Origin of the sequence: Mesorhizobium sp. IMUNJ 23232 (assembly GCF_044326205.1) — a bacterium.
Taxonomy (GTDB): Bacteria; Pseudomonadota; Alphaproteobacteria; order Rhizobiales; family Rhizobiaceae; genus Kumtagia.
The window spans coordinates 1-26,814 of the sequence record NZ_JBIRCY010000047.1 but is presented as its reverse complement, the minus strand read 5'-3'; the positions used below and the strand labels follow the sequence as shown (position 1 = coordinate 26,814).

Annotated in this window: 22 protein-coding genes and 1 pseudogene; 8 read left to right on the top strand and 15 right to left on the bottom strand. The window is 62.9% G+C overall.

Translation table 11 applies throughout. The annotated features are described in order from the left end of the window. Positions 1-64: 64 nt before the first annotated feature. A complete protein-coding gene (locus ACH196_RS27535; protein WP_396650037.1) occupies positions 65-1,015 on the top strand; it encodes a hypothetical protein in 951 nt (316 codons plus the stop codon). A gap of 524 nt (positions 1,016-1,539) precedes the next feature. Then, entirely contained in the window at positions 1,540-2,070 is a 531-nt protein-coding gene (locus ACH196_RS27530; protein WP_396650036.1) for an IclR family transcriptional regulator, read from the top strand. Positions 2,071-3,171: 1,101 nt separating this feature from the next. Here ACH196_RS27530 and ACH196_RS27525 read toward each other — a convergent pair. From ACH196_RS27525 to ACH196_RS27470, 12 genes are all read right to left on the bottom strand, one after another. Next, complete coding sequence (locus tag ACH196_RS27525) at positions 3,172-4,101, bottom strand: 2-hydroxyacid dehydrogenase (protein WP_396650035.1); 930 nt, start codon at positions 4,099-4,101, stop codon at positions 3,172-3,174. Positions 4,102-4,109: 8 nt separating this feature from the next. Continuing rightward, positions 4,110-4,562, bottom strand: coding sequence for a GNAT family N-acetyltransferase (locus ACH196_RS27520; RefSeq protein ID WP_396650034.1), 453 nt, complete (start codon positions 4,560-4,562; stop codon positions 4,110-4,112). Next, complete coding sequence (locus ACH196_RS27515; RefSeq protein ID WP_396650033.1) at positions 4,562-5,770, bottom strand: aminotransferase class V-fold PLP-dependent enzyme; 1,209 nt, start codon at positions 5,768-5,770, stop codon at positions 4,562-4,564. Before ACH196_RS27515 ends, ACH196_RS27520 begins: the two co-directional genes overlap by 1 nt. Before the next feature lie 11 nt (positions 5,771-5,781). Further along, positions 5,782-7,491 (bottom strand): hydantoinase B/oxoprolinase family protein, encoded by a 1,710-nt coding sequence (locus tag ACH196_RS27510; protein ID WP_396650032.1) that lies wholly within the window; start codon positions 7,489-7,491, stop codon positions 5,782-5,784. Positions 7,492-7,502: 11 nt separating this feature from the next. After that, positions 7,503-9,560, bottom strand: coding sequence for a hydantoinase/oxoprolinase family protein (locus ACH196_RS27505; protein ID WP_396650031.1), 2,058 nt, complete (start codon positions 9,558-9,560; stop codon positions 7,503-7,505). Between the two features lie 11 nt (positions 9,561-9,571). After that, the gene (locus tag ACH196_RS27500) at positions 9,572-10,591 is read right to left on the bottom strand and encodes an ABC transporter ATP-binding protein (RefSeq protein ID WP_396650030.1); all 1,020 of its coding nucleotides are present in this window, start codon (positions 10,589-10,591) and stop codon (positions 9,572-9,574) included. Then, entirely contained in the window at positions 10,584-11,624 is a 1,041-nt protein-coding gene (locus ACH196_RS27495) for an ABC transporter ATP-binding protein (RefSeq protein ID WP_396650029.1), read from the bottom strand. The genes ACH196_RS27500 and ACH196_RS27495 overlap by 8 nt, the downstream gene beginning before the upstream one ends. Next, complete coding sequence (locus ACH196_RS27490; RefSeq protein WP_396650028.1) at positions 11,621-12,481, bottom strand: ABC transporter permease; 861 nt, start codon at positions 12,479-12,481, stop codon at positions 11,621-11,623. The genes ACH196_RS27495 and ACH196_RS27490 overlap by 4 nt, the downstream gene beginning before the upstream one ends. 4 nt (positions 12,482-12,485) lie before the next feature. Continuing rightward, positions 12,486-13,460 carry an ABC transporter permease gene (locus tag ACH196_RS27485; protein ID WP_396650027.1) on the bottom strand — a complete coding sequence of 325 codons (975 nt, stop codon included), beginning with the start codon at positions 13,458-13,460 and terminating at the stop codon, positions 12,486-12,488. Positions 13,461-13,507: 47 nt separating this feature from the next. Next, positions 13,508-15,091 carry an ABC transporter substrate-binding protein gene (locus ACH196_RS27480; RefSeq protein ID WP_396650026.1) on the bottom strand — a complete coding sequence of 528 codons (1,584 nt, stop codon included), beginning with the start codon at positions 15,089-15,091 and terminating at the stop codon, positions 13,508-13,510. Continuing rightward, complete coding sequence (locus ACH196_RS27475) at positions 15,088-15,756, bottom strand: TetR/AcrR family transcriptional regulator (RefSeq protein ID WP_396650025.1); 669 nt, start codon at positions 15,754-15,756, stop codon at positions 15,088-15,090. The genes ACH196_RS27480 and ACH196_RS27475 overlap by 4 nt, the downstream gene beginning before the upstream one ends. Positions 15,757-15,817: 61 nt before the next feature. Then, positions 15,818-16,165: a RidA family protein gene (locus ACH196_RS27470; RefSeq protein ID WP_396650024.1), complete on the bottom strand. Its 348-nt coding sequence runs from the start codon at positions 16,163-16,165 to the stop codon at positions 15,818-15,820. 144 nt (positions 16,166-16,309) lie between these two features. Between ACH196_RS27470 and argE the strand changes: the two genes are divergently transcribed. Genes argE through ACH196_RS27455 form a run of 3 tightly spaced genes read left to right on the top strand, consistent with a single transcriptional unit; the run spans position 16,310 to position 20,241 of the window. Next, positions 16,310-17,512 (top strand): acetylornithine deacetylase, encoded by a 1,203-nt coding sequence (gene argE / locus ACH196_RS27465; protein WP_396650023.1) that lies wholly within the window; start codon positions 16,310-16,312, stop codon positions 17,510-17,512. After that, positions 17,509-18,804, top strand: a complete 1,296-nt coding sequence (locus ACH196_RS27460) for an NAD(P)/FAD-dependent oxidoreductase (RefSeq protein WP_396650022.1) — start codon at positions 17,509-17,511, stop codon at positions 18,802-18,804. The genes argE and ACH196_RS27460 overlap by 4 nt, the downstream gene beginning before the upstream one ends. 9 nt (positions 18,805-18,813) lie before the next feature. Then, positions 18,814-20,241 carry an FAD-binding oxidoreductase gene (locus ACH196_RS27455; RefSeq protein WP_396650021.1) on the top strand — a complete coding sequence of 476 codons (1,428 nt, stop codon included), beginning with the start codon at positions 18,814-18,816 and terminating at the stop codon, positions 20,239-20,241. A 191-nt stretch (positions 20,242-20,432) separates the two neighbouring features. Here ACH196_RS27455 and ACH196_RS27450 read toward each other — a convergent pair whose 3' ends face one another. Beyond that, on the bottom strand, positions 20,433-21,005 hold the full coding sequence (locus ACH196_RS27450) for a tyrosine-type recombinase/integrase (RefSeq protein ID WP_396650079.1): 573 nt from the start codon (positions 21,003-21,005) through the stop codon (positions 20,433-20,435). On the opposite strand from ACH196_RS27450, the pseudogene ACH196_RS27445 reads away from it, so the two are divergent. Beyond that, positions 20,892-21,505 (top strand): annotated as a pseudogene (locus ACH196_RS27445) (transposase); the annotation flags it as partial. The gene ACH196_RS27450 and the pseudogene ACH196_RS27445 overlap by 114 nt on opposite strands. A 225-nt stretch (positions 21,506-21,730) precedes the next feature. On the opposite strand, the gene ACH196_RS27440 reads toward ACH196_RS27445, so the two are convergent. Further along, positions 21,731-22,675, bottom strand: a complete 945-nt coding sequence (locus ACH196_RS27440) for a nucleotidyl transferase AbiEii/AbiGii toxin family protein (protein ID WP_396650020.1) — start codon at positions 22,673-22,675, stop codon at positions 21,731-21,733. A gap of 5 nt (positions 22,676-22,680) precedes the next feature. Next, entirely contained in the window at positions 22,681-23,259 is a 579-nt protein-coding gene (locus ACH196_RS27435) for a hypothetical protein (RefSeq protein ID WP_396650019.1), read from the bottom strand. Between the two features lie 629 nt (positions 23,260-23,888). On the opposite strand from ACH196_RS27435, the gene ACH196_RS27430 reads away from it, so the two are divergent. Both ACH196_RS27430 and ACH196_RS27425 read left to right on the top strand, forming a co-directional pair. After that, the gene (locus ACH196_RS27430) at positions 23,889-26,123 is read left to right on the top strand and encodes a ParB/RepB/Spo0J family partition protein (RefSeq protein ID WP_396650018.1); all 2,235 of its coding nucleotides are present in this window, start codon (positions 23,889-23,891) and stop codon (positions 26,121-26,123) included. Positions 26,124-26,243: 120 nt separating this feature from the next. Next, complete coding sequence (locus ACH196_RS27425) at positions 26,244-26,582, top strand: hypothetical protein (protein ID WP_396650017.1); 339 nt, start codon at positions 26,244-26,246, stop codon at positions 26,580-26,582. Positions 26,583-26,814: the final 232 nt, after the last annotated feature.

Here is a 26,814-nt window from a genome sequence, read left to right as displayed (position 1 = left end):
GCGCTTTTCTGACCTGCGAGCGCGTGTATACTCAATCGCAACCGGAAATTAGGCTAGACACCGCATGCCAAAATCCAAGGCTTCAGGAGTTGATCCCGCAGATACCTGGGAACGCATTGCCGCAAGTAACCTGGCTAATGTCTCAGACCATTTCGAGATTTATTGTATAAAAAGTTTCGACTTTACGCGCGTAACAAAAATTCTTCTCGAAAGAGAGGAGTACGGATTGCAGGGTATCGTTGCACTCGCAGCTCTGTATGCTTGGACAATTGAACCCCACAATGACGCCCTTCGCCGAAGATTCATGGCCCACGTCGCGGGTGAGGCAGTCGCCAGACTTGACCAATTCCATAGCCAGCAATCCCATAATCGCTTCGTCGGCGAAATACAATCACGAATAAAATTCCCATCCTTTTTCATAGAAATTTTTTATCCACTGGGCGGCATAGACCGACTAGTGAGATCTTCTAGTCGAAACTCTTTGATAAACTCAATCAAACGAAGAGAGCACGGATGCCGAATTATTGTAGCATTAGTGGAATCATTTCACTATCACTACGAAGAGCTTCGATCTGATGAAAATTTCCGACGTGCAAGTGTGAATACCTCTGCAAGACTTACCTCTTTTTTCGATAAAAGTTATGGAGTTGACAGGACACCGAAAAAACAATGGAGGGATCGAGCTGAATCGGCTTCTTTGATATATGCTGCGAATAATACATTCGTGAAAGACGGCCGGAAACTATTGTCTTTGATATTTGAAGACGGAATGGCATTAATTCAGAAGCCGGATGTCATTGCGGGTTGGCTTGGCCGCGCCAAATTCGTTCAGAATCATATACTGCGGTCCGTCGCACCGTCCACCAAGGGTCATTGGGGTAAACTCGATTTTGGCGACGTGAAGGAAATTTCATTCAGCTGTCCGCCAATTAAATCATATGCAAAATCGCAGATAGCGGCCGAATATCAAAAAAAGAAATCGCGAGAAGATGATTTGCCGTCTAACGCTGGGTGAGAGGCTTTCGAGCCACCTTGCCGCATCAATAAGGTGGACGAGCAGTCGTGCGGAGGGCATCAGAGCATCAAGGCCTGCCATTCGCTCCTGTTGCTCGCCCATACAATCCGACGGATAGCGCTTCGTCTACGGGGCGATCTGGGCCGCCCAGCTCCGCCGCTTTGCCGTTGACACCCAGAGCTTAAATCACAGGGCGACGATCAACGGAACTCTCGAACCAGATATTCCAAACAGGGCTCTTATTCGTCGACGCTTCCAAACGAGGTATGCTATATGCCTAGATCTTATCGGCACTTGTGCTGGCCTGAACGGACGTCCTGCTGAGAGTTATACTGCCCCGCTGATTCGAACACGTCATGCGGCGCTATGATTTTGGCTTCCGTCTCGTGGGTGACCGGCCGGCGTAGGGGTTACCCGGTAACGCGTCAGACGGCAGATGCTCGTCACCCGCGTCGGCGATACTGCAAAATGATCAACGCGCCGCGCTCGACCACCTACGAAATGGTCAATGTCTCGAGGCTGAGATGCTGGAGAATGTCGGACCGGAAGGTCGCGTCTATCTCGGCCGCGCCATGCATCTCTTCGGCTGGGCCTACAGCCACCACAACGTGCACTGCCGACGCATCATCGAGACGCTGGACGCGCTGGCGGCGGAGACCGGCGAGACGGTCCAGCTCTGCGGCTTGCGCGGCAACAAATATGTGGTGCTCGACTGCCGCGATTCACCTGGCCCATTCCGCATTTCAAGCCACGTCGGGGTAGAGGTGCCGATCCCGTGGACCGCCTCGGGCCGGCTGCTGCTTAGTCATTTGGGCGACGACGAAGTGCAGGCATTCGTTCCCGCGGGAGATTACAGGCTGCCGGACGGCCGCGTCATTCCGCAAGCCGATTTCCTTTCCGACATCGCAAAGGCGCGACGGCAAGGGTTCAGCGAGACCTCGGGGCTCGCAGACCGCTTTACCTGGTGCATGGCCGCGCCGATCCGCGACCGAAGCGGCGGCATCACGCAGACGCTGTGCTTTGTGCTGCCGGTCGACACGCCCGAGGCGCAGTGAACTGCTCTTGCAACTGCGTGAGCGGGCACGTGCGCTTTCGCTCGAAGGCAATTGACGGCGCCGAGAGCGAAGTTGGCGGAGATGCGGTTGCTAGGCATGCCTGGCTTATGCCACGCAAATTTGCTACATTAATGCCACGTGCGAGGCTAAAAAGTAGTTGGAAATCAATGGCTAGGTGCAGGTGACGCCGTTTCCTGTCGGGTGCGCCAAAATCCTCAATGATTCCAGCAAGTTATGGACTTAAAGTTCCTCGCCGATAACGGCCAAGCTAGAATTGCAACCATATTGCTACCGGTAGTGATCATGGTGTGGCGTGCGTTTTCGCGTGATCTGCGGATCAAAAGGACTTTGTTGGCGCGACCCACTTGGCTAAGGAAAATGGCGACCTCACGCAAGCACCAAACTACGAATCTGGGGGTCAGGAGTTCGAATCTCTTCGGGCGCGCCATTTAATTCTCTGAAATTACAAGATAATTTCGCGACCTCCTTAAGCCACCCCAGCATAAAAATCTTATCTAGTCTGGGGTTTAGTCTGGGGAATTTTCTCTCAAAACCCGAGGGCGGGGCTGTCCGCTCGCAAGGCGCATAGTCGCCTTCTTCCATCCTGATCCGATCTGCCCGCTCTCTGCGGAAAGACGTCGTTGGAGGGCGGCCGGGTGCCCTGGTCCGAGGCTTTGCCCTCCGAAGGCAGAGGTCGCAGATTCGAATTCTGCCGGGTGCGCCAATTTCTCATTGTCTAGCAAATAGTTAGCCCCTACACCTTGCTTACCTGAAGTCCTTCAGGCACAGCGCCGTAAGCGCGGAGAACCCAAGTTTAGTCAAAACCAGATCGCCACATCCCGCAGATTTCGGGTAAAACAGTGCGAAACGCCAGTTTCCGGCAGACGACTTGAAAATTGATGGTTGAGCGTTGCCCACGTGGGCAACGCTCAACACGATCGAAACTCTTCACGTAAGCTGACCGCCCGGCTTCGCTAAAATCTGCTCATAAACGGATGTTCATTCACGTTCTCTCAGTGCGAGCACGCGGCGCCGGATCAACATCAAATCTTGAAGGCCGCAAACGCTGGCACAGCGAACAAGCTGTAGGTCTCTCGAGGCTTAAACGCTTTGGGCGCGAGTTACCGCGTGGCGAAGCGGTTCGCCCCGGCGGGCACGAAGAAAATTCTCGGCTATGGCTGGCGCGGCCGAGATTGGATCCGTGAAGCTCGCCACATGGGGCGTCACGAGCACGCGAGGATGAGTCCAGAACGGGTGGCCGTCGGGCAACGGCTCGACGCGGAAGGCGTCAAGAGTGGCGCCTCTTATATGCCCTCGGTCGAGTTGTTCGACGAGAGCCGCCTCGTCGACATGCGCGCCCCGTCCCACGTTGACAAAGCAGGCTCCTTTGGGAAGCCACGACAGCGTCTCCCGATTGAGGATGTTCTTCGTCGCTGCCGTAAGTGGGAGCAGATTGACCAGTATCTCTGTTTCCGAAAGAAAGCCTTGCAAGCCTGGCCCCGTAAAATGATCGATCCCGCTCAACTGTCTTGGTGACCGGCTCCAACCTCGCACCGCAAAGCCGTGCCCCGCGAGCATCGTGGCCACGGCGGTCCCCAGTTCTCCCATCCCCAAGATGCCGATGGTGCGTCTGGACGCGGGCGTGGCGCGCGGGCCGCTCCAGCGCTTCTGCGCCTGCGCCCGCTCGTAGACATCGAAGTCGCGATGATAGCGCAGTACGGCCGCGAGTACGTAGTCGCACATCATTCGCGTCAGGGTCGGGTCGACGACCCGCGCAAGCGGCATCGTCTGCGGAATGTCGGGATCACGGAAGAGATGGTCGACGCCGGCGCCCAGCGAGATGATGGCCCGCAAGTTCGGAAACGCGTCGTAGAAGCGCAGGGGCGCCTGCCAGGCGAGGGCGAACTCGACATCCCCGGGATTTCCCGCATCGGGCCAGATGCGAAAGTCGAGGTCCGGCACGTGCTGAGCGAGAGCCTCGCGCCAGGCATCGGGGTCGGACCACTCGCTGATGAAGAGTACCGTGGTCATGGTATGCTTCACCGGATGATCTGCATGTACCAATCCGGCCGCTTCAGGGAATGGAAGCCGACTTTGGCATAGACCCCGTGCGCGTCGTCGGTGGCAAGCATCCAGCCTTTGATCGTGGTGAGGTCTGGATGGCTCACCGCAATCTCCGCCAGCCATGTCCCGAGCCCTCTTCCGCGGTGCTGCTTGAGAATGAAGACATCGCGCAGATAGGCGAACAGCGTGCCGTCGGTCACCACGCGCGCGAATCCCGCCTGGGCGCCAGTCGCGTCATAAAGCCCGAAGGGCATCGAGCCGGCGATGGCCTTTTCAACGAGATCTCTGTCGATGCCTGGTGACCAGTAGGCCTCCTCGGCGAGAAAGCGGGCAATGACGCCCATGTCGAATCGTTTGCGCTCGGTACTGATCGTGTACCCGTCGCGTCTCCACTCATAGGCTCGTGTTTCATTCACCAGAAGACACATCACTCAATCCTCGCTTCACGCTTGACGTATGCTCGCACGAAATCCGCGAACGCGGTTATCTCGTCGGGCCTATTGAAGTAGTGGGGAGCGACCCTGCACACCGCGTCGACGCCGAGATTCTCAAGATCGAGCCGCGCATCGAGTATCCGGGAGCGGCTGATGTTGAAGCCCGCCTCGAGCGCCGCAGCGACGATATCCTCGGCTCGATGGCCGCTGACCGAGAAGCTGACAATGCCGGCAAGCCGGCTTCCCCTGTCGTGAACACGGACCCGGGGTATCCTCTGCAGATCCTCCCGGGCGAGACCCGCAAGCCACTGCACGCGCGATGCGATGCGATTGAGTGACCAGGTTTGCGCATACCGCACCGCAACCCCGAGCCCCAATGCGTTGGCGACGGATCGCTCCCAGCGCTCGAACTGGAGGGCGTCGTCGCGGATCGCGTAGCGATCGCGATCGACCCAGTCACCGGATTGGATGTCGATCAAGGCCGGACGCAACTGCGCGCGCGCCTTCGGGCCGACATAGGCGAAACCCGTCCCACGCGGGCCGCGCAGGAACTTGCGCCCGGCGGCTGTGAGGAGATCGCAGCCGATGGCGTGAACGTCGACCGGCATTTGCCCCACCGATTGACAGGCATCGAGAAGGAACAAGATACCGGACCGGCGCGCGATCTCACCGATCCTGGCGACCGGGGCGATCGTCCCGCTGTTTGTGGGTACATGCGTGACGGCGATCAGGCGGGTCCGCGAGCCGAGGAGTGCAGCCAACGCGTCGACGTCCATGGAACCCTCGGCTCCGTCCGGGGCGATGTCGATCTCCACGCCATAAAGGTCGCGGACCCTCAGGAACGACATCATGTTCGACGCGTACTCGTTGCGTCCCGTCAGGATTCTATCCCCCGCCTTGAAGGAAATAGCGCCGAAGAGAGCATGCCATGCACTCGTCGCGCTGTCGAAAAGAGCGATCTCGGCCGGGGCGGCGCCAAGAAGCGTCGCGATATCGGCATAGACCCGATCGACAAGGTCGCGCCGGGCGTTGGCTGCCTCGTAGCCGCCCTCGGTGGCCTCGCGCCGGAGGTGCTCGACGACTGCGTCAAGCACAGGGCCCGGCATGGCTCCCGTGCCGCAACTATTGAGGTGGACGCGCGCGGCCAAGACGGGCGTCTGCGCCCGCGCCCGTTCCACCTCTGCCGTCGTCCAAGGCTGCATATAGGCCCCCCTCAGGCGATCTTGCGCAGGGATCCACCCCGCGAGACGGACTTCCAGACCGTGGCAGCCGCCGTCTCGGAGACCTTGCCGTTGGCGACATCCTCGAACAGGGCAGCCGGGTCGCGCTGGCCCGGTTCGCCGTGGCCGGCGCCTCCTGCGGTCTGCACGATGATGCGATCCCCCTGTTCGACCTCGACGACCATCTTGGAGGGGATATGGATTTCCCGCCCATCGGCCTTCACGATCCTGGAGCAGGCCAGAGCGCCGTCCTGGCCGCCACGAAACCCCTTGGCGGGAAAGAAGTGGCGTTCGCCGCGATGCGTGAACGAAGCGCGTCCCTCCAGTATCTCGTACTCACGCACCACTCCGAGTCCGCCCCGGTGTTGCCCGGCCCCTCCGGAGTCCGGCACCAAGCCGAAGCGATGGACACGGATCGGCGTATCCATTTCGAGCGTCTCGACCGGGATGTTCATGCAGTTCGTGTTGTCGGTATCGATTACGTCGACCCCATCGAGGTCCGGCGACGCCCCTCCACCGCCGACCACCAGTTCGCCCGTGATGTACCGGGAGCCGTCATTGCGGCCGCCGCCGAAGATCAGGATCAGCAACTCGCTCGCGGCATCGGCGGGAATCTCGTCGGGCAGCGCCTGCCGCAAGGCTCCGAGGACGCAGACCGCGATACGCTTGAGCGCGGCCGTCCGGGAGTTGACAGGGGCGGGCTCGATCGGGTTCACAAGCGATCCGCGCGGAAAGTTCAGCGTAACCGTGCGGAAGCAGCCGCCATTCGTGGGAACGTGTTCGCCGGACACGGCCCGGACCGCGAAATAGACAGGCGCCGTGGCCGCCGCGGGGACGCAGTTCAGCGGTCCCTTCACCTGTGGACTCGTGCCTTCGAAATCCACGTGGACAGTGCCGTCCCGCACCGTGACCGCGACCTCCACATGGATCGGCTTGTTGATCTCGACGCCGTCATTGTCGATGGTTTCGCTATAGCGGTAAGTGCCGTCCGGGATGCGGCGCAGCGCCTGGCGGGTCATGCGCTCGGCGCGGTCGAGGATATCTACAAAATAACGGCGAAGTTGCTGCGTCCCGTAAGTTCCCGCGAGCTCCTGGACACGGCGCGCGCCGACGACGCAGGAAGCAAGTTGCGCATTGAGGTCGCCCATCAGCATGTCGGGAAAGCGCACGTTCTTGCGCAGGATCGCTACGAGCGTGGCATCCTCGCCATCGGCATCCCGATATTTCAGCGGCGGAATGCGCAGGCCCTCCTGGAAGAGCTCCGTCGCCGTGGTGGGCAGCGAGCCCGCCACCATGCCGCCCAGGTCCTGGTGATGCGAAATCGTCGCGCTGAGCGCGACAACCTCGCCCGCATGGAAGATCGGCATCATCATCCCGATGTCCGGGATGTGCGTACCGCCCATGTAGGGATCGTTGAGTATGTAGACGTCCCCTTCCCTAGCCTCGCCGAGTGGAAACGAATCCAGGAGTTGCCGCACGATCGGCACAAGCGCCGACAGGTGACCCGGCACGGACATGGCCTGTGCCAGGACCTCGCCCTCGCTCGTGAAAAGGCTCGCCGCGGCATCGAACCCTTCCTTGACCATCGGCGAGAAGGAGCTGCGAATAAGTTTGATACCCATCTCGTTGGCGATGCCGTCGAGCTTGTTGCGAATGACCTCGACGGTGATCGGATCAAGGGCGTTTTGATTGCTGTCGGCCATGGCCGGTCCTTTCAGGAGTCGAGGCGGGCCACGATGAGGGCACCGCTGGGCGTGACCCGGCCACTCCAGCCGGGCTCGATGATGGTTGTGGTGTCTTCCTGTTCGACGATCGCCGGGCCGTCGACGACGTCGCCGGCACCGAGCGAGGAGCGATGCACGATGTTTGCATCGACAGCCCCGATTTCTGGCAGAACGACATGCCGGGCCGAGCGTGCGCGGTGTCTGCGCTCGGCACTGGCTTCGCCGATCGTCGCCGGCCCCTCCGGTCGAAACCGATGGACCGCCTTGAGCTGGACGATCCGGATTGGGCCGTCGGTGCTCTGTCCAAACACGCGGTCATGCAGGGCGTAGAAATCCGCCTGCAGTCGCGCCAATCCGTCCTCGGCCATGGCATCGAAGAGAACTTCGAGATTGAAGGACTGTCCCTCGTAGCAGACCTCCGCCAAGTGCTGTATCCGCGATGCGCGGCTGGGCGCACCGTCGCGGACCATCAAGGCCTCGCATTGAGCGTCGAGGTCGGTCAGGTCACGCCGGATCTCGGCCATATCGGCCAAAGCCAGCGCCGTGTGGACCGAGGCCACGGCCTCGTGTTCGATGTCGGCCGTCAGAAGCCCCGCGGCCGCCATGACGCCCGGGTGGTTCGGGACCACGATGCGCCGGATTGCGAGATCGCGAGCTAGGGCGTTGGCATGGATCGGACCGCCGCCCCCCATTGGCACGAGGGCGAAATCGCGCGGATCGAAACCCTGCTTGATGGAGACGAGCCGGATACCCTCGGCCATCTGGCTGTTGACCACCCGATGGATTCCGAGCGCGGCTTCCTCGACGCTCATCCTGAGCGGAGCGGCGATCTTTTCCTCGATCGCCTTGCGGGACAGATCCGGGTTCAAGGCGAAACTGCCGCCCGCGAAATAGGAAGGATCAAGGTAACCCAGAACGATGGATGCGTCGGTCACGGTGGGATTCATGCCGCCGCGGCCGTAGCAAGCCGGTCCGGGGTCGGACCCCGCCGAGTGCGGCCCGACGCGCAGGCCACCCGCCTCGTCGATCCACGCGATGCTGCCGCCACCCGCGCCTATGGCGTTCACGTCTACCATGGCGACCCGCACCGGGAAGCCGTCGATGGTTCCCTCGGTGCGAATGACCGGCTCTCCCCCACGGATCAGGGCAATGTCACTCGACGTTCCACCGACGTCGACCGTGATGATGTTCGGCGTGTCGGTCAACTCGCAGAGCACACGGCCGGCGATCACACCCCCGGCCGGCCCCGAGAGGACAAGGCGGACCGGCTTCTCACGGGCGGCTTCGGCCGAGGCCAGCCCCCCGCGCGACTGCATGACTTGGAACGGGCCGTCGATGCGGCCCGACTGGAGGTTCTGCTCCAGCCGGGTCAGGTAGCCATTGACGATGGGTTTGACGTAGGCGTCGAATGTCGTCGCGACGGACCGCTCGTACTCGCGGACGGCGGGATCGACCTCGCAGGAAAGCGAGACATGAATGTCGGGGAAGCGGGCCAGGATGAGCTCGCGGGCCAGCCTTTCATGCGCCGGGTTCAGGAACGAGAACAGGAAGCAGATCGCGATGGCCTGTGCGCCATCGGCAACGAGCATCTCCGCCGCCTTCACCACGGCGCCCTCGTCCAGCGGAACGAGCACTTCGCCCGCCGCTGAGAGGCGTTCGGGCACTTCCAGGCGCCGCGAACGCGGCGCGAGGAAGGTCGGAGTGACCGGCTTGATGCGCAGATTGTACATCTCCTGGCGCATCTGACGGCCGATCTCCAGCACGTCTCGGAACCCTTCGGTGGTGATGAGGCCGATGCGCGAGCCTTTGCGCTCGATGATGGCGTTCGTCGCCACCGTCGTCCCGTGGACAACACGCCGGACATTCCCGATCGGGACGTTCCACTCGCGCGCCTTCTGCAGAATGCCCTCGAGCACGGCCCGAGCGGGATCCGACGGCGTGCTCGGAACCTTGGCTATGCGCACCTTGCCCGATGCGAACCGGAAAACCAGGTCGGTAAAGGTACCGCCGGTATCGACGCCCACGTCAACCGTGTCGATGTCGTTCATTGTCGTGATCCTCAATGGGTCGTTGCTGTCGCCGAGGTGGCGGAGGCTTCCCTGCCGGCATCGTGGAGATGGCAGGCAGCGAAGCGCCCGGGCGCGATTTCCCGAAAGGCTGGCCTGTCGGTTCGGCAACGCGAGATCGCAAGCGGACAGCGCGGATGGAAGTGGCAGCCCTTTGGCGGAGCCAGCGGTGACGGGACCTCGCCCTGTATAGGCTGAAAGCTTCGACGCCGCTGATCGAGACGGGGAACCGACGCGAGGAGCGCTCGTGTGTAGGGATGGGCCGGAGCAGCGAAAAGCTCGCGGGTAGGCGCGCTTTCCACGATGCGACCGAGATACATGATCGCGACACGGTGGCTCAGCCGCTCGACGACGGGCAGGTCGTGGCTGATGAACAGGTAGCTGTAGCCGGACTGCTCCCTGAGGTCGGCGAAAAGGTTCAGGACCTGGGCTTGGATAGACACGTCGAGTGCGGAGACAGGCTCATCGCAGACGAGGAGCTTCGGGCTGACGGAGAGCGCGCGGGCGATGCCAACGCGCTGGCATTGACCGCCGGACATCTCGTGCGGGTAGCGGCCGATGAACGATCGTGGAAGCCCGACCCGTTCCATCAAGTCCGAGACGAAGGCCTCCGGATCGGATCCGATGAGCCCATAGACCCGAGCCGGCTCGGCGATGATGTCGCCCACGCGTTGACGTGGGTTGAGGGACGCTACCGGGTTCTGGAAAATCATCTGGGCGGCCAGGAGCGTGCGCCTTGCGCCAGCTCCCATGCGCATGGGGAATTGCTGCCCCTCGAACGCCACCATGCCCGCGGTGGGTCGTTCCAGCCCAACGACGATACGGCCGAGCGTCGACTTGCCGGAGCCGGACTCGCCGACGAGGCCGACGACCTCGCCCCGCCCGACCGTCAATGTGACCTCATCGAGCGCGCGCACGACGCGGCGGCGGCCCAGTCCGAAGAGGTCCGAGCCCGCGATGGGGTACGCCTTGGCGATATGCATCAGATCGAGAAGCGGAGTCGCTTCAGCCACGGCGGACCTCCTCGTTGGAAATGACAGCCTGTGAACCGGCATGTACGCAGCGGGCCTGATGCCCGACCGCAACGGGGCGGAGAGCAGGAAACACCTCACATCTATCGTCCGCCCGCGCGCAACGCGGCGCGAAGCGGCAGCCTTTAGCCGCGAACGCGGAAGCGACGCTGCCAGGTATCTGCGAGAGGCGGGGCCGGCCGGCATTGCGGCTCGGAACGGAGTCGAACAGACCGGCGCTGTAGGGATGCGCGGCGGCGTCGAGCACACGGTCGACGGGCCCTTGCTCGACAATGCTGCCAGCGTACATGACGGCGATCTGGTCGGCGAGACCCGCCACGACGGCGAGATCGTGCGTGATCCAGACGAGTGCGGTCCCAGTCGAGGCGCACAGCGCCTTCACCTCGTAGAGGATCTGCCCCTGCGTGGTGACGTCGAGCGCGGTCGTTGGCTCGTCGGCGATGATGACTTGAGGCTGATTGAGCAGCGCGATGGCGACGGCGACGCGTTGACGCATGCCGCCGGAGAGCTGGTGCGGGTAAGCCTGCAGGCGTTCCTCCGGAGACGGGATGCCGACGCGCCCGAGCGCATCGCGAGCCTCGACTCGGGCCCGAGCCTTGGGCACCGAACGATGGGCGCGAATGGCATCGACCATCTGTTCGCCGACGCGCAGGAGTGGATGTAGCGACGTCATCGGATCCTGGAAGATCATCGCGATCCTGCCACCGCGGATCTCGCGCATGCGTTCCTCGGGCAGCCCAAGAATGTCGACGCCGGCCAGACGGATGCGCCCCGAGACTACACGCCCCGGCGGGTCGACCAGACCCATGATCGAGAAGCCGGTCACGGACTTGCCGGAGCCCGACTCGCCGACGATGCCCAGAACCTCGCCGGCTTCGACCGAGAAACTCACCCCGTCGACTGCCCGGACTATGCCCGCCTTGGTGCGGAATTCGGTTCTCAGGTCCTCGACCTGGAGGACTGGAAGCCGGCGCCCCGTCTGCCGGTGCGCGTGCATGGGCACCACCCCGGTCATGCCAGCTCCCTGGGATCGTTGAGTTGCCGAAGCCGCTCGCCTATGAGGTTGATGCCGACGAGCAGCAGCAGGAGCACGAGCCCTGGATAGACGCTTAGCCAGTACTCGTTGGTGAGCATGAACGAATAGCCATTGGCGATCAGCAGGCCCAAGGACGGCTGTGTGATCGGCAAGCCGACACCCAAGAAAGAGAGCGTCGCCTCGAGCGCTATGGCGCTGGCCATCTCGACCACCACCACGACGCCAAGCGCCGCGGCGGAGTTGGGCAGGAGGTGTCGGCCCATGATGCGTGGCGCGGAGAACCGTAGGGTCTGGGCCGCGAGCACGTACTCCTTGTTGCGCTCGACGAGCGCGGCGCTCCGTACCGTTCGGGCGTAGTAGGCCCACTGCACGGCGATGACGGCGAGGATGACCTTGTCGATGCCGGTTCCCAGCACCGCGAGAAGGACGAGCGCGATGAGGATGCCGGGAAAGGCGAGTTGAAGGTCGACCACCCGCATGAGGGCCGCATCCAGCGTGCCGCCAAAATAAGCTGCGGAGAGACCGGCAGCGGTTCCGATCGCCAGCGCAACGAGCGTGCTGACCAGCGCCACTGTGAGGCTTATGCGCAATCCGTAGAGGATGGCGCTGAGCAGATCCCGCCCCTGATCATCGGTCCCCAGCCAGTAAGTGTAGCCGGCTGCCCCCATGGAACCTGGGGGCAGCCGGGAGTCCACGATGTCGAGCTGGGCCAGGTCATAGGGGTTCTGATGCGCCAGCAGGGGTGCCGCGACGGCGCACGCTATGGCGATAAGGACGATCCCGGCGCCGAGTATCGCGCTGATGCTGCCAAGGTAGTTGCGAACAACCTGTGTCATGGCGTTACTTCGCTTCCGAAAGCGAGAGGCGCGGGTCGATCATCGCGCACACGATGTCGGCGGCGAGGTTGATCCCCGAGAAAATCACGACGGTGAACAGCAGGTAGGCCACGATAACCGGCCGGTCCGATGTCCTTATGGCCTCGATGATGAGCTTCCCGATGCCGGGCCAGGCGAAGACGGTTTCCGTGACGACGCCGAAGGCAAGCAACTCCCCAAAGACCATTCCCATGATCGTGACGATGGGGATCAGAACGCTCCTGAGGACGTAGACCAACAGGATCCGCCGTGCGAACAGCCCCTTGGCGCGGGCGAAGCGAACGAAGTTCGTTCGCAGGTTCTCCTGCACGCCGGCGCGGGTAAGCCGAACCATCATCGCCATAGGAAACAGCGACAGGTTGAGGGCCGGAAGGGCGATGTGGCGAAGGCCTTCCCAGCTCAGCAGGCTGGTCTCGATGCCGAGGATGGTGACAGTTGGGCCGCGCCCGCCTGTCGGCAGAAGCCCGAGCTGGATGGCAAAGACGATGATCAGCATCAAACCGATCCAGAATGTCGGCAGGCTGATGCCGACGATGGATACGCCGCCGACCAGACGGCCCAGAGGCGAGTCGGGGCAGTAGCCCGCGACGAGGCCGAGCGGTATCCCGACCACCGCCGCGATGACCATCGCGGCGGTGGTCAGTTCCAGTGTCGCAGGGAAACGCTGCACGATGAGGCGCAGCGCGGGCTGGCTGGACGTGTAGGAGTTTCCAAGTTCGCCCCTCAAGGCATTCTCCAGGAACCGGAGGTACTGGACGTGCAGCGGCTGATCGAGCCCAAGATTGCGCACCGCCTGCTCGATGACGGCCGGCGGAGACGCCGGATTGATAAGGGTGGTGACCGGGTCTCCGAGTGCATAGACCGCAACGAAGACCAAGAACGACATGACGAAGAGCAACAGAACGCCCTGCCCTACGCGTCGGGCAATGAACATTGCCATGGCGAAGTTCTCCTAAGGCAATCAGCCGGGGGAATGAGGGGGGCGGCTCAGTTCGTGGACGGCGAAGCCGAGTCGGCGTTGGTTCGCTCGCTTGCCCAGGGGGTGTAGGACAGGCCCTTGCGGGTCGCCACGACCACGCTCTGGTAATAGAGGGGAATCACGGCGAAGTCGCCCATGGTGACGCGCATAGCTTGAGCGAGTGTAGCGGGGCGTTTCTCGGTGTCCATTTCCGACTGCGAGCGCGAGATCAGTTCGTCGGCAACAGGGTTTGAATAATGCCCAAGGTTCCAGGTTCCGAACCCCTTTGTCGGGTCGTAGGTGTGGATACCTTGCGGCAGAGCGTCGGCTTCGCCCGAGGTTGAACTGCCCCAGCCCAGCATCAGGAAGCTGAACCGCTCGCCTTTGTGGTCGGTGGCGCGAGGGAAGAACACGGCGCGCGGCATGGTCTGGACGTCGACCTTGATCCCGACGCGCGCGAACATCTGGCCGAGCGCCTGGCAGACCCTGGCGTCATTCACGTAGCGATCATTCGTACAGTGGAGCGTGACCGCGAAGCCGTCGGGATAGCCGGCATCGGCGAGGAGCTTACGGGCGCGCTCAAGGTCTGTCTGGGGAACATTGATGCCTGGATCATAGCCGCCGAAGCCTTGGGGCGTGAGCTGGCCAGCCGGGAAGGCTAGGCCATCCATCACGCGCTTGGCCAGCGCGTCGCGGTCAACCGCGATGGTCAGGGCCTCACGCACGCGCTTGTCCTTGAACGGGTTCTTCGCCAGGGGCTTTCCTTCTTTGTCGGTCACGAAGGGTGTCTGGTCCCGCTCGGTATCCATGATGAGATAGATGACCCGGTCGGACGGAGCTGTGACGACGGATGTTTTCGGGTCGTCGCGCAGGCGCTCCGCAAAGCTTGGCGGCACGAAGTCTATGAGGTCGGCATCGCCGCCGAGCAAGGCCGCCACCCGGGCCGCATCGTCCGGAATGAAGCGAAAAGTCACCTGGTCCCATTTGGGTTTGGGACCCCAATAATCGGGGTTGGCCTTCAGCACGAGCCGATCACCTGCCTGGTAGCTGACAAACTTATAAGGGCCGGCGCCAACGACGGTGCGCCCGGCGTTGAAGTCGTCCGTCGAGGCACTCTTGGCGATGCGCGACGGCACGATCTGGATCTGCGCCACGCGGTAAGGAACGATGGGATCCGGCATCTCGGTGATGACGGATACTGTGCGAGCATCAACCGCTTTCACCGTCGTGATGCCACGGATCGCGCCCGAATAGGGACCAGCGGCATTGGGGAGCGTGCGTGCCCGCTCGAAGGAGTCCACGACATCCTGCGCGGTCAGCGGAGTGCCGTCGTCAAACTTGAGGCCGGCCCGCAAGGTGAAATGCCATTCGGTCTCGGAGACCGGCTTCCATGATTCCGCCAGCCCAGGCACGATCTGCGCCTTCTCGTCGGTCCCCACCAACGCGCCGTAGATCTGAGCGTAGTAGGACGTGTTGCCGTCGCTCCACATGTAATGTGGATCCATAGCTATCTCAGTGCGGGCCCCGATTGTGAGGTCGGCCGCCATGGCAGGAAGTGTAACGAGCGCTCCCAGCAGCACAGCAGAGCCAAGTGATTTCAGTCGCAGTGTCATGTTACCCTCTGTTTCGTTTTTTTAGTTTGTGTCCCGCCGGCCGCCCCGAGGAGCCGGATCAGCGTATCACTGAGGATCTCCAACTGGCGGTTCGCGGACTCCGCGTCCTGGTCGACGAGGCCGTAGAGGGCCCAGCCGCGCAAGGTCGAGAGAGCAAAGTGAAGCGCATCGGCATTGGCGGTGCCGTCGCTTGCGGTGAAGGTTCGATCCCATATGGATTGCAGGGTCCGAAGCGACTCCACACGGTGATGGACCACACGCTCGTGCAGGCCCGCTTCACCGCGGCTGCCGACCACGATTTCCCAGACTGCCGCGTAACGCCGCTGGCCATAATAGGCTTCCCACAGTTCCCGGACGAGCTTGCGGCATCGCTCCTCGACGAAGGCGCCGGGGGCGGCCGTGATGGCCTCGAGCCGGTCGCGAATCTCCGAGAAGAGCCGATCGAGCGCGGCGACGACGAGTTCGTCCTTCGAACCGAAGTGGTGCTGCATCGCTCCCGTCGTCGCACCAGCCCGGCGGCAGATTTCCTGCGTCGTCGACCTGGCATATCCGACATCGCAGAGGCTGTTGATGACCGCTTCTATGAAGAGGGTGCGCGTTTCCGTGCTGCGCTCCTCATTCGTTCGGCGGCTTCGCCGCAGGGTTCGCGTGGTGGTCGTTTCCATGGAGAATATCCTCAGTTGGTGCAGGCCAGCCCTGGCTGCCGCCCGATTGAAACCACGGTCTTCACGCCGCGGCCACCACAGAAATCTCCACCCGGTAATCCGGATGCCCCATCCGGGCCTCGACCACAGTGCGCGTCGGCTTGGCGGCGGGGTCGATCCAGGCTTCCCACACCCGGTTGAACTCGACGAGCGCCGATATCTCCCGCAAGTACACCGTCGCCGCCAGCAGCCGGCGTTTATCGGTGCCAAACTTGCTCAGGAGACGGTCGATGCGATCCAGCACCTGCCGAGCCTGGTTGGCTACATTCCCGCCAAGGTCCTCCGGCACCTGGCCCGCGAGGTAGACGGTGTCGCCATGGCGGATTGCGTGGGCGTAGCGTGGGCTTCCATCCAGGCGCTCGAGCGTCATAGCAGCCTCCTCCATGTTCGACACGCAGCGCCAACAAGTGGCCTGCATCACTATTGACATCAAACATAACGTGTATGATGTTTATGTCAACAGTGTCCCGAACGAAACTGCGCCGTCTAACCAGACCGGGTGGAGAAAGCCAATATGCACAAAGGCTTAGGCGACCTCCTCGATATCCTCAGGCGCATCGTGGCCTGCGATACGACAAGCCATCACAGCAATCTCAAAGCCACTGCGCTATTGGCCGATCTTCTCGACCAGCCCGGCATCAAGGTCCGAACCGTCGCCAGCCCGGATGGCACGAAGGAGAACATCTGGGCGCGTATCGGCCCGGAGGCCCCGGGCGGGGTCGTCCTGTCGGGCCACACCGATGTCGTGCCGGTCGAAGGGCAGGCCTGGACGCGCGACCCCTGGACGCTGGCCGTGATGGACGGGCGGGCGTTCGGACGCGGCGCCTGCGACATGAAGGGTTTCGTGGCGGCTTGTGTAGTCTCCGCGCGAAGGCTGGCGCGTGCGTCGCTGCGAGAGCCGGTCTACCTCGCCTTCTCCTATGACGAGGAGATAGGCTGCTACGGCGTGCCGTCCCTGATCTCGGACTTGCAGGCGAACGGATGCCGTCCGCGTGCGGTGATCGTGGGCGAGCCGACCGGCATGGGCGTCGTCAACGCGCAGAAGGCCACTTACGGCGCCCGCACCGAGGTCAGGGGCGCCGCCGCTCATTCGTCGAGACCGGCGGCTGGCGTCAGCGCCACCGTTGCGGCCGCCGAGATCGCGCTGTTCCTGGCAGGGCTCCAAGACGAGTTCGCCCGAAAGGCAGGGCCAGGCGGCTTCGACCCGCCGCATGCCACGCTGAATGTCGGCATCGTGAGAGGCGGCGTCGCCCGCAACATCGTGGCGCCCGAGGCCGAGATCCAGTGGGACTGCAGGGCCATGCCAGGCGAGGATCCCGACGAGGCCCTCCGACGCCTTGACCTCTTCATCAGCGAGGATCTCATGCCGCGCTGGTCGACCGGCCCGGCGCCGCTCGAAGTCAGGACCGAGCGGCTGAATTTCATGCCCGGCCTCGCTCCAGAACCGGCGGGCGAGGCGGAGTGCCTTGCCCGATTGCTCGTTGGCGCCGACCGGACAGCGACCGTCTCCTACGGGACCGAGGCCGGGTTCTTCCAGCGTGAGGGATGGTCGACAATCATCTGCGGGCCAGGCTCGATAGAGCAGGCGCACAAGCCGGACGAATTCATCGAACTCGACCAGTTGGCCGCCTGCCTTCGCATGCTGGACGCATTGCCAAGCCTTCTGGCCGACAGAAGGTCTCGCACCGCTCCGCAACAGGAAACCCTCGCATCATGAGCGCGACCGTTCGTGCCACTCCCCAACGCTCCGGCTGGCTCAGGACAGCCGTGCCCGCGCCGCGACTGCCGGCGCTCGACCGCGACCTGTCCGCCGACGTCATCATCGTCGGCGCCGGCTATGCCGGTCTCAACGCGGCCATACGCTGCAACGAACTCGGCCTACAGGCGGTCGTCCTCGAGGCAGAGGATGCCGGGTTCGGCGGCTCGGGCCGCAACGGCGGCCAAGTCATCCCAGGCCTGAAATACGATCCCGAAGAGCTGCTGCGCATGTTCGGCGAACCGCACGGCGCGCGCCTCGTGGAGTTCGCGGGCAAAGCAGCGGAAAGGACCTTCGACGTCATCGAGCGATACCGGATGGATTGCGAGGCCGAGCGATCGGGCTGGCTCCAGCCGGCGGTCGACGATGCCACGATCGAGACCGTGACCCGGCGAGCCAAGGCGTGGCAAGACGCATCGGGCGTGCCGATCAGGCTGCTCGACCGAGACCAGATCCAGGCAGCGACCGGAACCGCGTTCTACAGGGGCGGATGGATCGATCCGCGTGGCGGCCAGTTGCAGCCCCTGAGCTACGCGCGGGAGTTGGCGCGGGTAGCGGTCGAAGGCGGCGCCAATGTCTTCTCGCGATCGCCCGTGACGGATCTCGCCCGCCGCGAGGGGAGATGGCGCGCACGGGTGAACGGACATGAGCTATCTGCTCCGCTCGCTGTTGTTTGCACAAATGCCTATACGGCAAAGCTCGTCCCCGGCCTCGGCCGGAGCATCATTCCGGCGTCCAGCATTATCTGCTCGACGAAGCCTCTTCCGGATGCGCTCCGACATTCAATCATGCCGGGAGGGCTACCGATTTCGGATGCACGGCGTCTCCTGAACTACATGCGCTTCGACCCGGGCGGCCGCTTCCTGATCGGAGCCCGCGGCTCGTTCGGGCTGCATGAGCCCGAAAGCTACTTCCACAGGCTGCGCAAGACCGCGACGCGCATCTTTCCGCAGCTTCAAGGCATCGAGTGGGAGGACGCGTGGGGCGGACGCTTCGCGGTCACCGTCGATCATGTTCCGCATTTGCACAACCCTGAGCCGGGCCTCTTCGTAGCTCTGGGATGCAATGGGCGGGGCGTCGCCATGCTGTCCCAGCTCGGCCGAGTGCTGGCTGAGCTGGCGGACGGCCTACCCCACGACCAGGCCCCCTTCCCGGTCCAGGGGATTCGGCCGATCCCGCTCCACTTCATCCGACGACCGGGCCTTGAGGTCGTGACGCTCTGGTACCGCACCCTCGACGCTTTCGGCCGGTGATCCATGACAATGCCAAACCGCAAGCCCCGCGACGAAGCCTGCCGCGAGGCGCTCACAATCCTGCGCCGCAAACTCCCCGAGACCTGCATTGTGGAAGAAGCTGGCGACATGCGGCGCTACGAGATCGGTGCCCGGTATGGAGACGGCTCCGCAGCATTCGTCCTGCGCCCGTCCACCGTCGAGGAGCTTCGCTCGAGCATCTCGATCTGCAGCCAGTGCGGGGTACGGATCGTTCCACAGGGTGCCAACACAGGGCTCGTCGGCGCGTCCACGCCGAGTGAGGACGGAGACCAGGTGGTGCTCAGCCTGGAGAGACTGAAGCAGCCGCTTGTCGTCGACGCCGACAATCGGTCCGTCACCGTCGGCGCGGGCGTCAGACTTTCGGAACTCAATGCCGCCCTGGAAGCGCATGGCTTGTTCTTTCCAATCGACCTCGGAGCGGACCCGTCGGTCGGCGGCATGGTGGCGACGAACACGGGCGGATCGCGTTTCATCCGCTACGGTGACGTTCGGGCCAATGTAATCGGCTTGGAGGTGGTGCTCGCCGATTCCGATGCCACGGTGCTTGACCTTGCAACGGCTGTCCGCAAGAACAACATCGGCCCGGACCTGAAACAGCTCTTTGTCGGAACCGGAGGCGCTTTCGGCATCGTCACCAAAGCGGTGCTCAACGTGATGCCCAAGCCCGCGCAACAGGTCACGGCCTTGCTCGCCCTGTCCGGCCCGGAGTCCATCGCGAAACTTGTCCCGGCGCTCGAAGGGCGCTTCGGCGAATTGCTGACGGCCGTCGAGGCCATGTCAGCGGCAGCCGTCAATCTCGCTCTGGTCCATCGGCCAAGCCTCAAGCCGCCGTTCGCGCCCGAGCCGATGCCGGACGAGACCGTTCTCGTGGAGCTTTCGACGTCGCTCCTGCCTGGGGCACTGAATCTCGACGCTGTTCTGGAAGCCGGGCTGGCCGATCTTTTCGAAGAAGGCATGATCACCAACGCCTTGGTCGGGCGCGCCGAGGAATTCTGGCTACTTCGCCATGCCTTGAGCGAAGGCCTGAAGGCCGCCGGCAAGGTCGTCGCGTTTGATATCTCGGTGCCGCGCGGCGCGGTCGGCACGTTCAAGCGCGATGCGACCGCTCTTGTTGGCAATCTGCTGCCAGATGCGGTCGTCGCTGACTTCGGCCACGTCGGAGATGGCGGCCTGCACTTCAATCTCGTCCTTCCTGCCACGATGCTCGACATCTCGCCCGTGCGCGTCCAGGAAGCGCGGCAAGCGATCTACGAACTCGTACACCGGCAGGGAGGCAGCTTCAGCGCCGAACATGGCGTCGGCCCCTATAACTGGACCTATTACGAGCAATTTCGCGGTCCGCTCGCGCGCTCCATCGACGGGCGCTTAGCCGACATCTTTGGAAGGATACTGGGCCGCCTCTCCTTCAAAGGTTGAGCGATGCCTCGTACCGTCTTGCTGGCCATAGGTCTCTCGTTCGCGCCTGGGGATTGCGACCCGGAGCGAGTGAGAAAATAACCGTTACATTGAACTGATCCAGATGAGCGACAGCTTTCAGGTTTCATGAAATCCAACTCGGATGCCAAGCCTAAGGAGCTGGGTATACGTTTCGGTAGGAGGGAGCCGAATCATGCTGCTGAGCGTTCATCAGCACTTCCTCCCGATGCCGGCTTGCCTAAGAAGTGAGCAAGCGCCGACTTCCTGGAATCCCGGTCGAGTGGATAGGCGGTGCGGGTGAAAGCGACGCCGTCGAGCAGGCCCTGTATGTAGCCGGCGATGCTGTCAGCCGCCATGATGAGAGCAGTGTCCACGGTATGGATATAGCGGCTGGTCACGGTGCCTCGTGAATTCCCAACCAGGGCAGCGATGGTTGCCTGGGTGAACCCGAGGTCATTGCCGATGCTGGCAAAGCTGTGCCGCAGAACATGCGGCGTGATGCCGGCCAGGTCGGTATCCGTGAACAGCTTCGTCCACTGTCTGGGGAAGCTCCCGAAGGGCGTTCCATCCTCCCAGCCGGGGAAGACGTAGTCTTCAGTACTCTGCTCCTCGTCCCGGCGAGCCTCGAGATACTCCAGCACTGGCAGGCCGATTGGACGCACCGACGCTCCCTCCTTGCTGTCGGCCAGGCGCAGGCAACTGCACTCGATATCGACTTCACCGCAGCGCAGACCGATGACCTCGCTACGCCGGCAGCCCGTCAGGGCGATCACCCGGATGATTTCAGCGGTGGTTTCGTATTGCCTGCCTGGCAGCGCTGCTACGTCCACTTCCTCAGGAACGCGCTCGACCATCTTCCCCGCAAGCACGGCGACGACTGTCTGCAGGAACTGCGCTGGCTCTATGATCGTCGCGACCTCACCGAGGCCAAGGCCGATCTCGCCGCCTGGCTCGCCAAATGGTCGGGCAAATATCCGCGCCTGACGGGCTGGCCGAGGAGAACATCGAGCGCACGCTCACCTTCTTCCGGCTCCCGCGCCAGCATCACAAGCACCTGAAGTCGACCAACATGCTGGAGCGTCTCAACGAGGAGATCAGGCGTCGAACCCACGTCGTGCGCATCTTCCCCAACGCCGAGAGCTGCCTGCGCCTCGTCAGGGCGCTCGCCGTCGAAACCAACGAGAACTGGATGGAGGCCAACCGCTACATCAACATGGACGACCTCAGAGAGCACAAGAAGCTCGAACTCCGAAAAGCCGCATGACCACCTCCACGGCCGCCCCAATTGCAGAACTTGACGCACACAACCCCTGTCGGGTGCGCCAACAAAATCAAGCACTTAGAAGAAAGCACGGATCGTCTGGAACTGTTGGTGTCACCAAAGTGTCACCACAAAAACGGCAATTCAGACTGACTGAATGGGCATCTTAAATCAACCGGCAAGGTCACAGCCTGCCGCCGCTGCCGACTATGCCGCAACCCTCAAGGGTCACAATCGATCGAGATACGCGTCCAGTTGAGCGAGGATTGCGTCGAGCGAGGGCCGGTCTCTGTAGTAGAGGGCCCGCGTTCGCTCATAGGCGTCGGCGTAGATCTGTCGGGTCGCGGGGTCGCTGAGACGAAAAGCCTCGTTCCGCCGCGGGTCCGGCTCATCCCCGCCTCGGAACCGATCGGCCTTGTGTGCGAAGTATTCCGGGGTGCCGATGAAAGCCTGGACGCCCTCGTCCTCCAAGAGACAGGAGACGTCGTAGTAGTGGCGCATGAAGTTGACGGGCATCTCTCCGGAGGCCTGCTGCTGCCGGAACTTGGTGGAAAGGGTCTGCAGCTTTTCGACGAACGTGTAGCCGGGCTCATAGCAGAGAACATCGACGGCGCGGTTGTCGATCAGATCCGGCACGCCCGACGCGACCGCATGATCATAGGCCCAGGAGGAGATGAGGCGGGGCTGATTGGGCGCAACCCGATCGAAGCCCGCTTCCAGCAGCACGCCGGCCTTGAGCCCGGCGGGCAAGGGATTGATCTCCGGATAGATCAGACGAATTCCGGCACCCCGCATCCGGCCCGTTGGATCGTCGAAGGCCTGATCACGCTCGGCGCGCTCAAAGCCCGGCAAGCTCAATTGCGGAACCAAGCCGTCAAAGAACGCCCGCCGCTGTTCGATGTGGACCGGCTTGTCGTGATTTCTACCGGTCGGCAGATCGCCTTGAGGATGGATGAGGATGTCGATGTCTTCGGAGAAGCGATGGATCAGTTGATATCCCTTGGACAGCGAGGTGCCGCCCTTGAGCTCGAAACGGAAACCGAGTTGCCGCAGGCCCCACAGGGCATGCATGATCCAGTAGTCCTTCTCGACCAGGCCGGTATCGATCTTCATGTCTGCCGCGACGACCGTGATCAGATCGCTGAAGTCCCCGAGGTCGTGTAGAAGCGGCATGCGGATCAGGCCGCTTCCAGCGCTTGGCTCACCAGCCGCCCGGCGCGAACCGAACCGAAATCCCGCGCCGCCTTGGCCAGATGAGCGGGGTTCATGTCGCGGGCGCGCTTGAGGGCGCGAGGCAACACTTCGGCCTTGTCCTCGGCAAGACGATCAAGGTTCTGGAGAAGGTCGATCAGCAACACTTCCTGGGTCAGTTTCGCAGGCACCGAGGGCTTCTTGCGGAAGTCGTAGAAACGGCCGCCGAGCTGAAAGCGTCCATGACGCTTGAGGTTATAGACCACCGGTTCGTTGTAGAGCTGGGTCGTGCCCACTCCCAGGTTGTTGTAGGCGCTGGGGGAGACCATTAGAAAACGATCGTCCCTGAGGAACGTCTCGACCAGTTTCTCCGCCGCAGCCGGAGCCTTGCCGAAACGCGTGCTGCGCGGAGCCATGTACAGTCCGCCCGACACCTTCTCGAGCCGACCTTCCTCGACAAGCTGACGCAGGTGGCGATCGACAGCCGTGGACCACTTCTCGAGGTCCTTGCGCCGATAGACCTGTCCAGGCCGCAACCGCTTCTTCAGTTCGTTCAATGCGGACATCGTAAAATCCTTCGTCCTTCACTTAGGACGCGGTGCTCCATTTTGCAATGATTTTCGTTTAAAATTCATGCACGCAATGGGATGAACCTCCCTTGCTTGAACGCCCTTTCCGCCCGGATTTCCCGCTGAGCTTTACGCCGAACGCTTCCGCACCCGCACTTGAGGCTTGTTATCCATTGCCGCGAGCGTATCGCCGAGCGCCTTGGGAACTGGCTATGCCTCTGCCTTCGTGCGTGCGGGGCTCAAAGCCGCTGCGAGCGCCACTTTACAAGTGATAGTTTTGGTCAACCTAGCGTGGACAAAACACGCCCAATTCAAAGTACGGTCGCCACTCACCATGCTACCCCGCGATAGGTAAATCACAACCAATCGGCCGTGTGCCCGACCTAGGGGAGCGAGGAGACTTTCCCCTCGCTCCCCCGCCAACGCCGCCTGCGCCAGAGCGGGGCCGCTTGCTCGCAAAGCGGCGCATAGCCGTCACTATCTGAACTGATCCGATCCGCCTCGCTCGCCGCGCAGCCCAGCTCTGCTCGCCGGCATTGGCCCCCCTCACTCCCGCGCGCTCACGTGCCCCCGGAAGGCATGTCGAGGGACATGCCTTCGGCATTAACGGAGAAAGGATCAGAACAATGGCTAGGACAGCGAAGAAGGCAAAGGCCGTCGCGGTTGCGACGGCGGAACTGACAGCGGACGCGGAAATCCGCAACGTCGGAGACGTGTTGGCGAATGTGATCGCCGCTCGGCCCGTACCGGAGACGGAGGAAGCCGCGTCAGTCGAGGTGACCGAAGCGGTTGCCGCGAGCGGAGAGACGGTTTTCATCCCGCTCAACAAGCTCAAGAAGTCGCCGCGCAACGCGAGGAAGACCCCGCATACCGACGCGGAAATCGAAGCTTATGCGGCCAGCATCGCCGCCAAGGGTATGTTCCAGAACCTAGTAGTGGAACCGGAGCTTGACGTCGACGGAGTTGGGACTGGCTTCTATCTCGTCACCATCGGTGAAGGCCGCAGGCTGGCGCAGTTGCTGCGCGTCAAGCGCAAGCAGATCAAGAAGACCGAACCGATCCGCTGCGTCATCGACACGGCGAACGATCCGTTCGAGATCAGCCTGGACGAGAACGTCACCCGCACCGCCATGCATCCGGCGGATCAGTATGAGGCGTTCCGTGAGCTTGCCGAAGCGTGCGGATGGGGAGCGGAGGAAATCGCTGCCCGCTTCGGCGTGACGGCGCATGTGGTGCGGCAGCGGATGCGCCTCGGCGCGGTCTCGCCCCGTCTCATGCAGGTCTATCGCGACGGCGGCTTGTCGCTCGACCAGTTGATGGCCTTCGCCATCACCGAGGACCACGCCCGTCAGGAGCAGGTCTATGATGGTCTCGGCTATAATCGCGAACCGTGGATCATCCGCCGCGACCTGACCAAGACCCATGTGGCGGCAACGGATCGGCGTGCGATCTTCGTCGGCGTGGAAGCCTATACCGAGGCTGGCGGCGCGATCATCCGCGACCTGTTCACCGAGGATCGCGGCGGCTTCTATGAGGACGCCGCACTGCTGGACCAACTCGTCATCGACAAGCTGGAGAAGATCGCGGCCGAGGTTCAACAGACAGAAGGCTGGAAATGGGTTGCGGTCCACATCGACTATCCGCACGCCCACGGCCTGCGCCGCACCTATCCGCAGCCGGTAGAACTTTCTGAGGAAGACGCCACCGCCTACGCCGCCGCGCAGGAGGAACTTGAGCGCCTGTCGGCGGAGTGGGAGGACGCGGATGTAGACCTGCCGTCCGAAGTGGACGAGCGTTTCGCGGAGATTGAAGCCGAGATCGAGCGCATCGACGCCTTGCTACATGCCTACGATCCCGACGCCGTTGCGCGGAGCGGCGTGTTCGTCGTGCTCTCCCATGACGGGGAAGCCCGCATCGAGCGAGGCTTCATCCGCGCCGAGGACGAGCAGCCGGAGCCAAAGGAAGCCGAGGGCGGCGAAACCGTCATCGACGGCGTTCGCGTCAACGGCGATGGCGAAGTTATCGAGGGCAGGGAGCATGACGGGGACGGGAACCATGTCTCCGCGCTCGACGCCGAGGATGAGGAGCCGGAGGAAGATGGCAAGCCGCTCTCCGACATTCTCATCCGTGACCTCACTGCCCACCGGACGCTTGGCTTGCGCCTTGCGCTTGGCGAGCAGCCGGACATCGCCTTGCTCGCCGTCACCCATGCGCTCGCCGCGCAGACCTTCTATCGCGGGGTGGACGCTACTTGCCTCGAAATCCGCCCGACGAGCAGCTACCTCGCTTCTCACGCGGACGGCATCGAGGACACGGCAGCGGCAAAGGCGCTGGCGGATCGTCATGCCGGATGGGCGGCGGACATTCCGCGCGACGTGGCAGACCTGTGGGGCTTCCTCGCCGGGCTAGATCAGGCGAGCGTCATGGCGCTGTTCGCGCACTGCGCCTCGCTGACCGTCAACGCGGTGAAGCAGCCATGGGAGCGCAAGCCGCGCGCCCATGAGACTGCGGACAGGCTGGCGACGGCCGTTGTCCTCGATATGACGGCGCATTGGACGCCGACAGTGCGGACCTATCTCGCCCGCATCACCAAGGCGCATATCCTCGCCGCCGTGCGCGAAGCCGTCAGCAATGAGGCGGCGGAGCGGATCGCCTCCATGAAGAAGCAGCCGATGGCGGAGGCCGCCGAGCAGTTGCTTGCCGAGACTGGCTGGCTGCCGTCATTGATGCGGACGGCGCAGCCCGCATGGCTGGACGAAGCGCAGGCCGATGCGCTTGCGGAAACGCTGGCAGCGGACGAGCCGGAAACGGCTGACCCAACCGCTGAGGACGGCGAAGCCTTCCACATCGCCGCCGAATGAACCGCGACGGCCGGAGCCGCTTCTGCGGTTCCGGCCAACTCTTCCGACAGGTTCGAGAAAATTCCGGCCGCGCCAAGCGCGTCCGGAGACCTCGACCACACGACAGCAGGAACCAGAACCATGAGAAGCTATATCGAGCAGCGGGCGATGCTCGCCCGTATGGAGGCAGCGCACGCCGAGACAGAGCGTCACCTTGCCATCGTAGAACGGCAGATCGCCGCGCGCGCCGAGCGCATGACGATCAGCACATATGCCAAGACCCGGACTTTCGGACGCTCGACCTCGCGACGGAGCCGCGCCGACGAGCGCGATTATCAGGAGAGCCTCGCGGCGCTGCGCTTCGAGCGGCGCGGCGAGATCGACGCACTCACCCGCAAGCTGGCAAGGCAGGCCGGCGCCATCGCCGCCTTCCGCGTCCACTATCGGATGAACGCCCCATCGGAGGAACTGGCGTTATGACACGGCAATTTCTCCGCACCGAAGCGCTGATCCCGACGATCTGCGCGACAAGCTCACGGTACACGACAGTGCGGTCAGGGTGAGAACGGGATGATGTGCTCAGATTGAAGATTCCTCGGCAAAGGATCTTCACTCATGGCGCCCGTTCATACCGTTCTCATGGAGACGTTAGGCATCCACTTCGGACTGAGCAAGAGCCGGCTTTTGACACTTGCTGCTCTGGTCGTTGGGC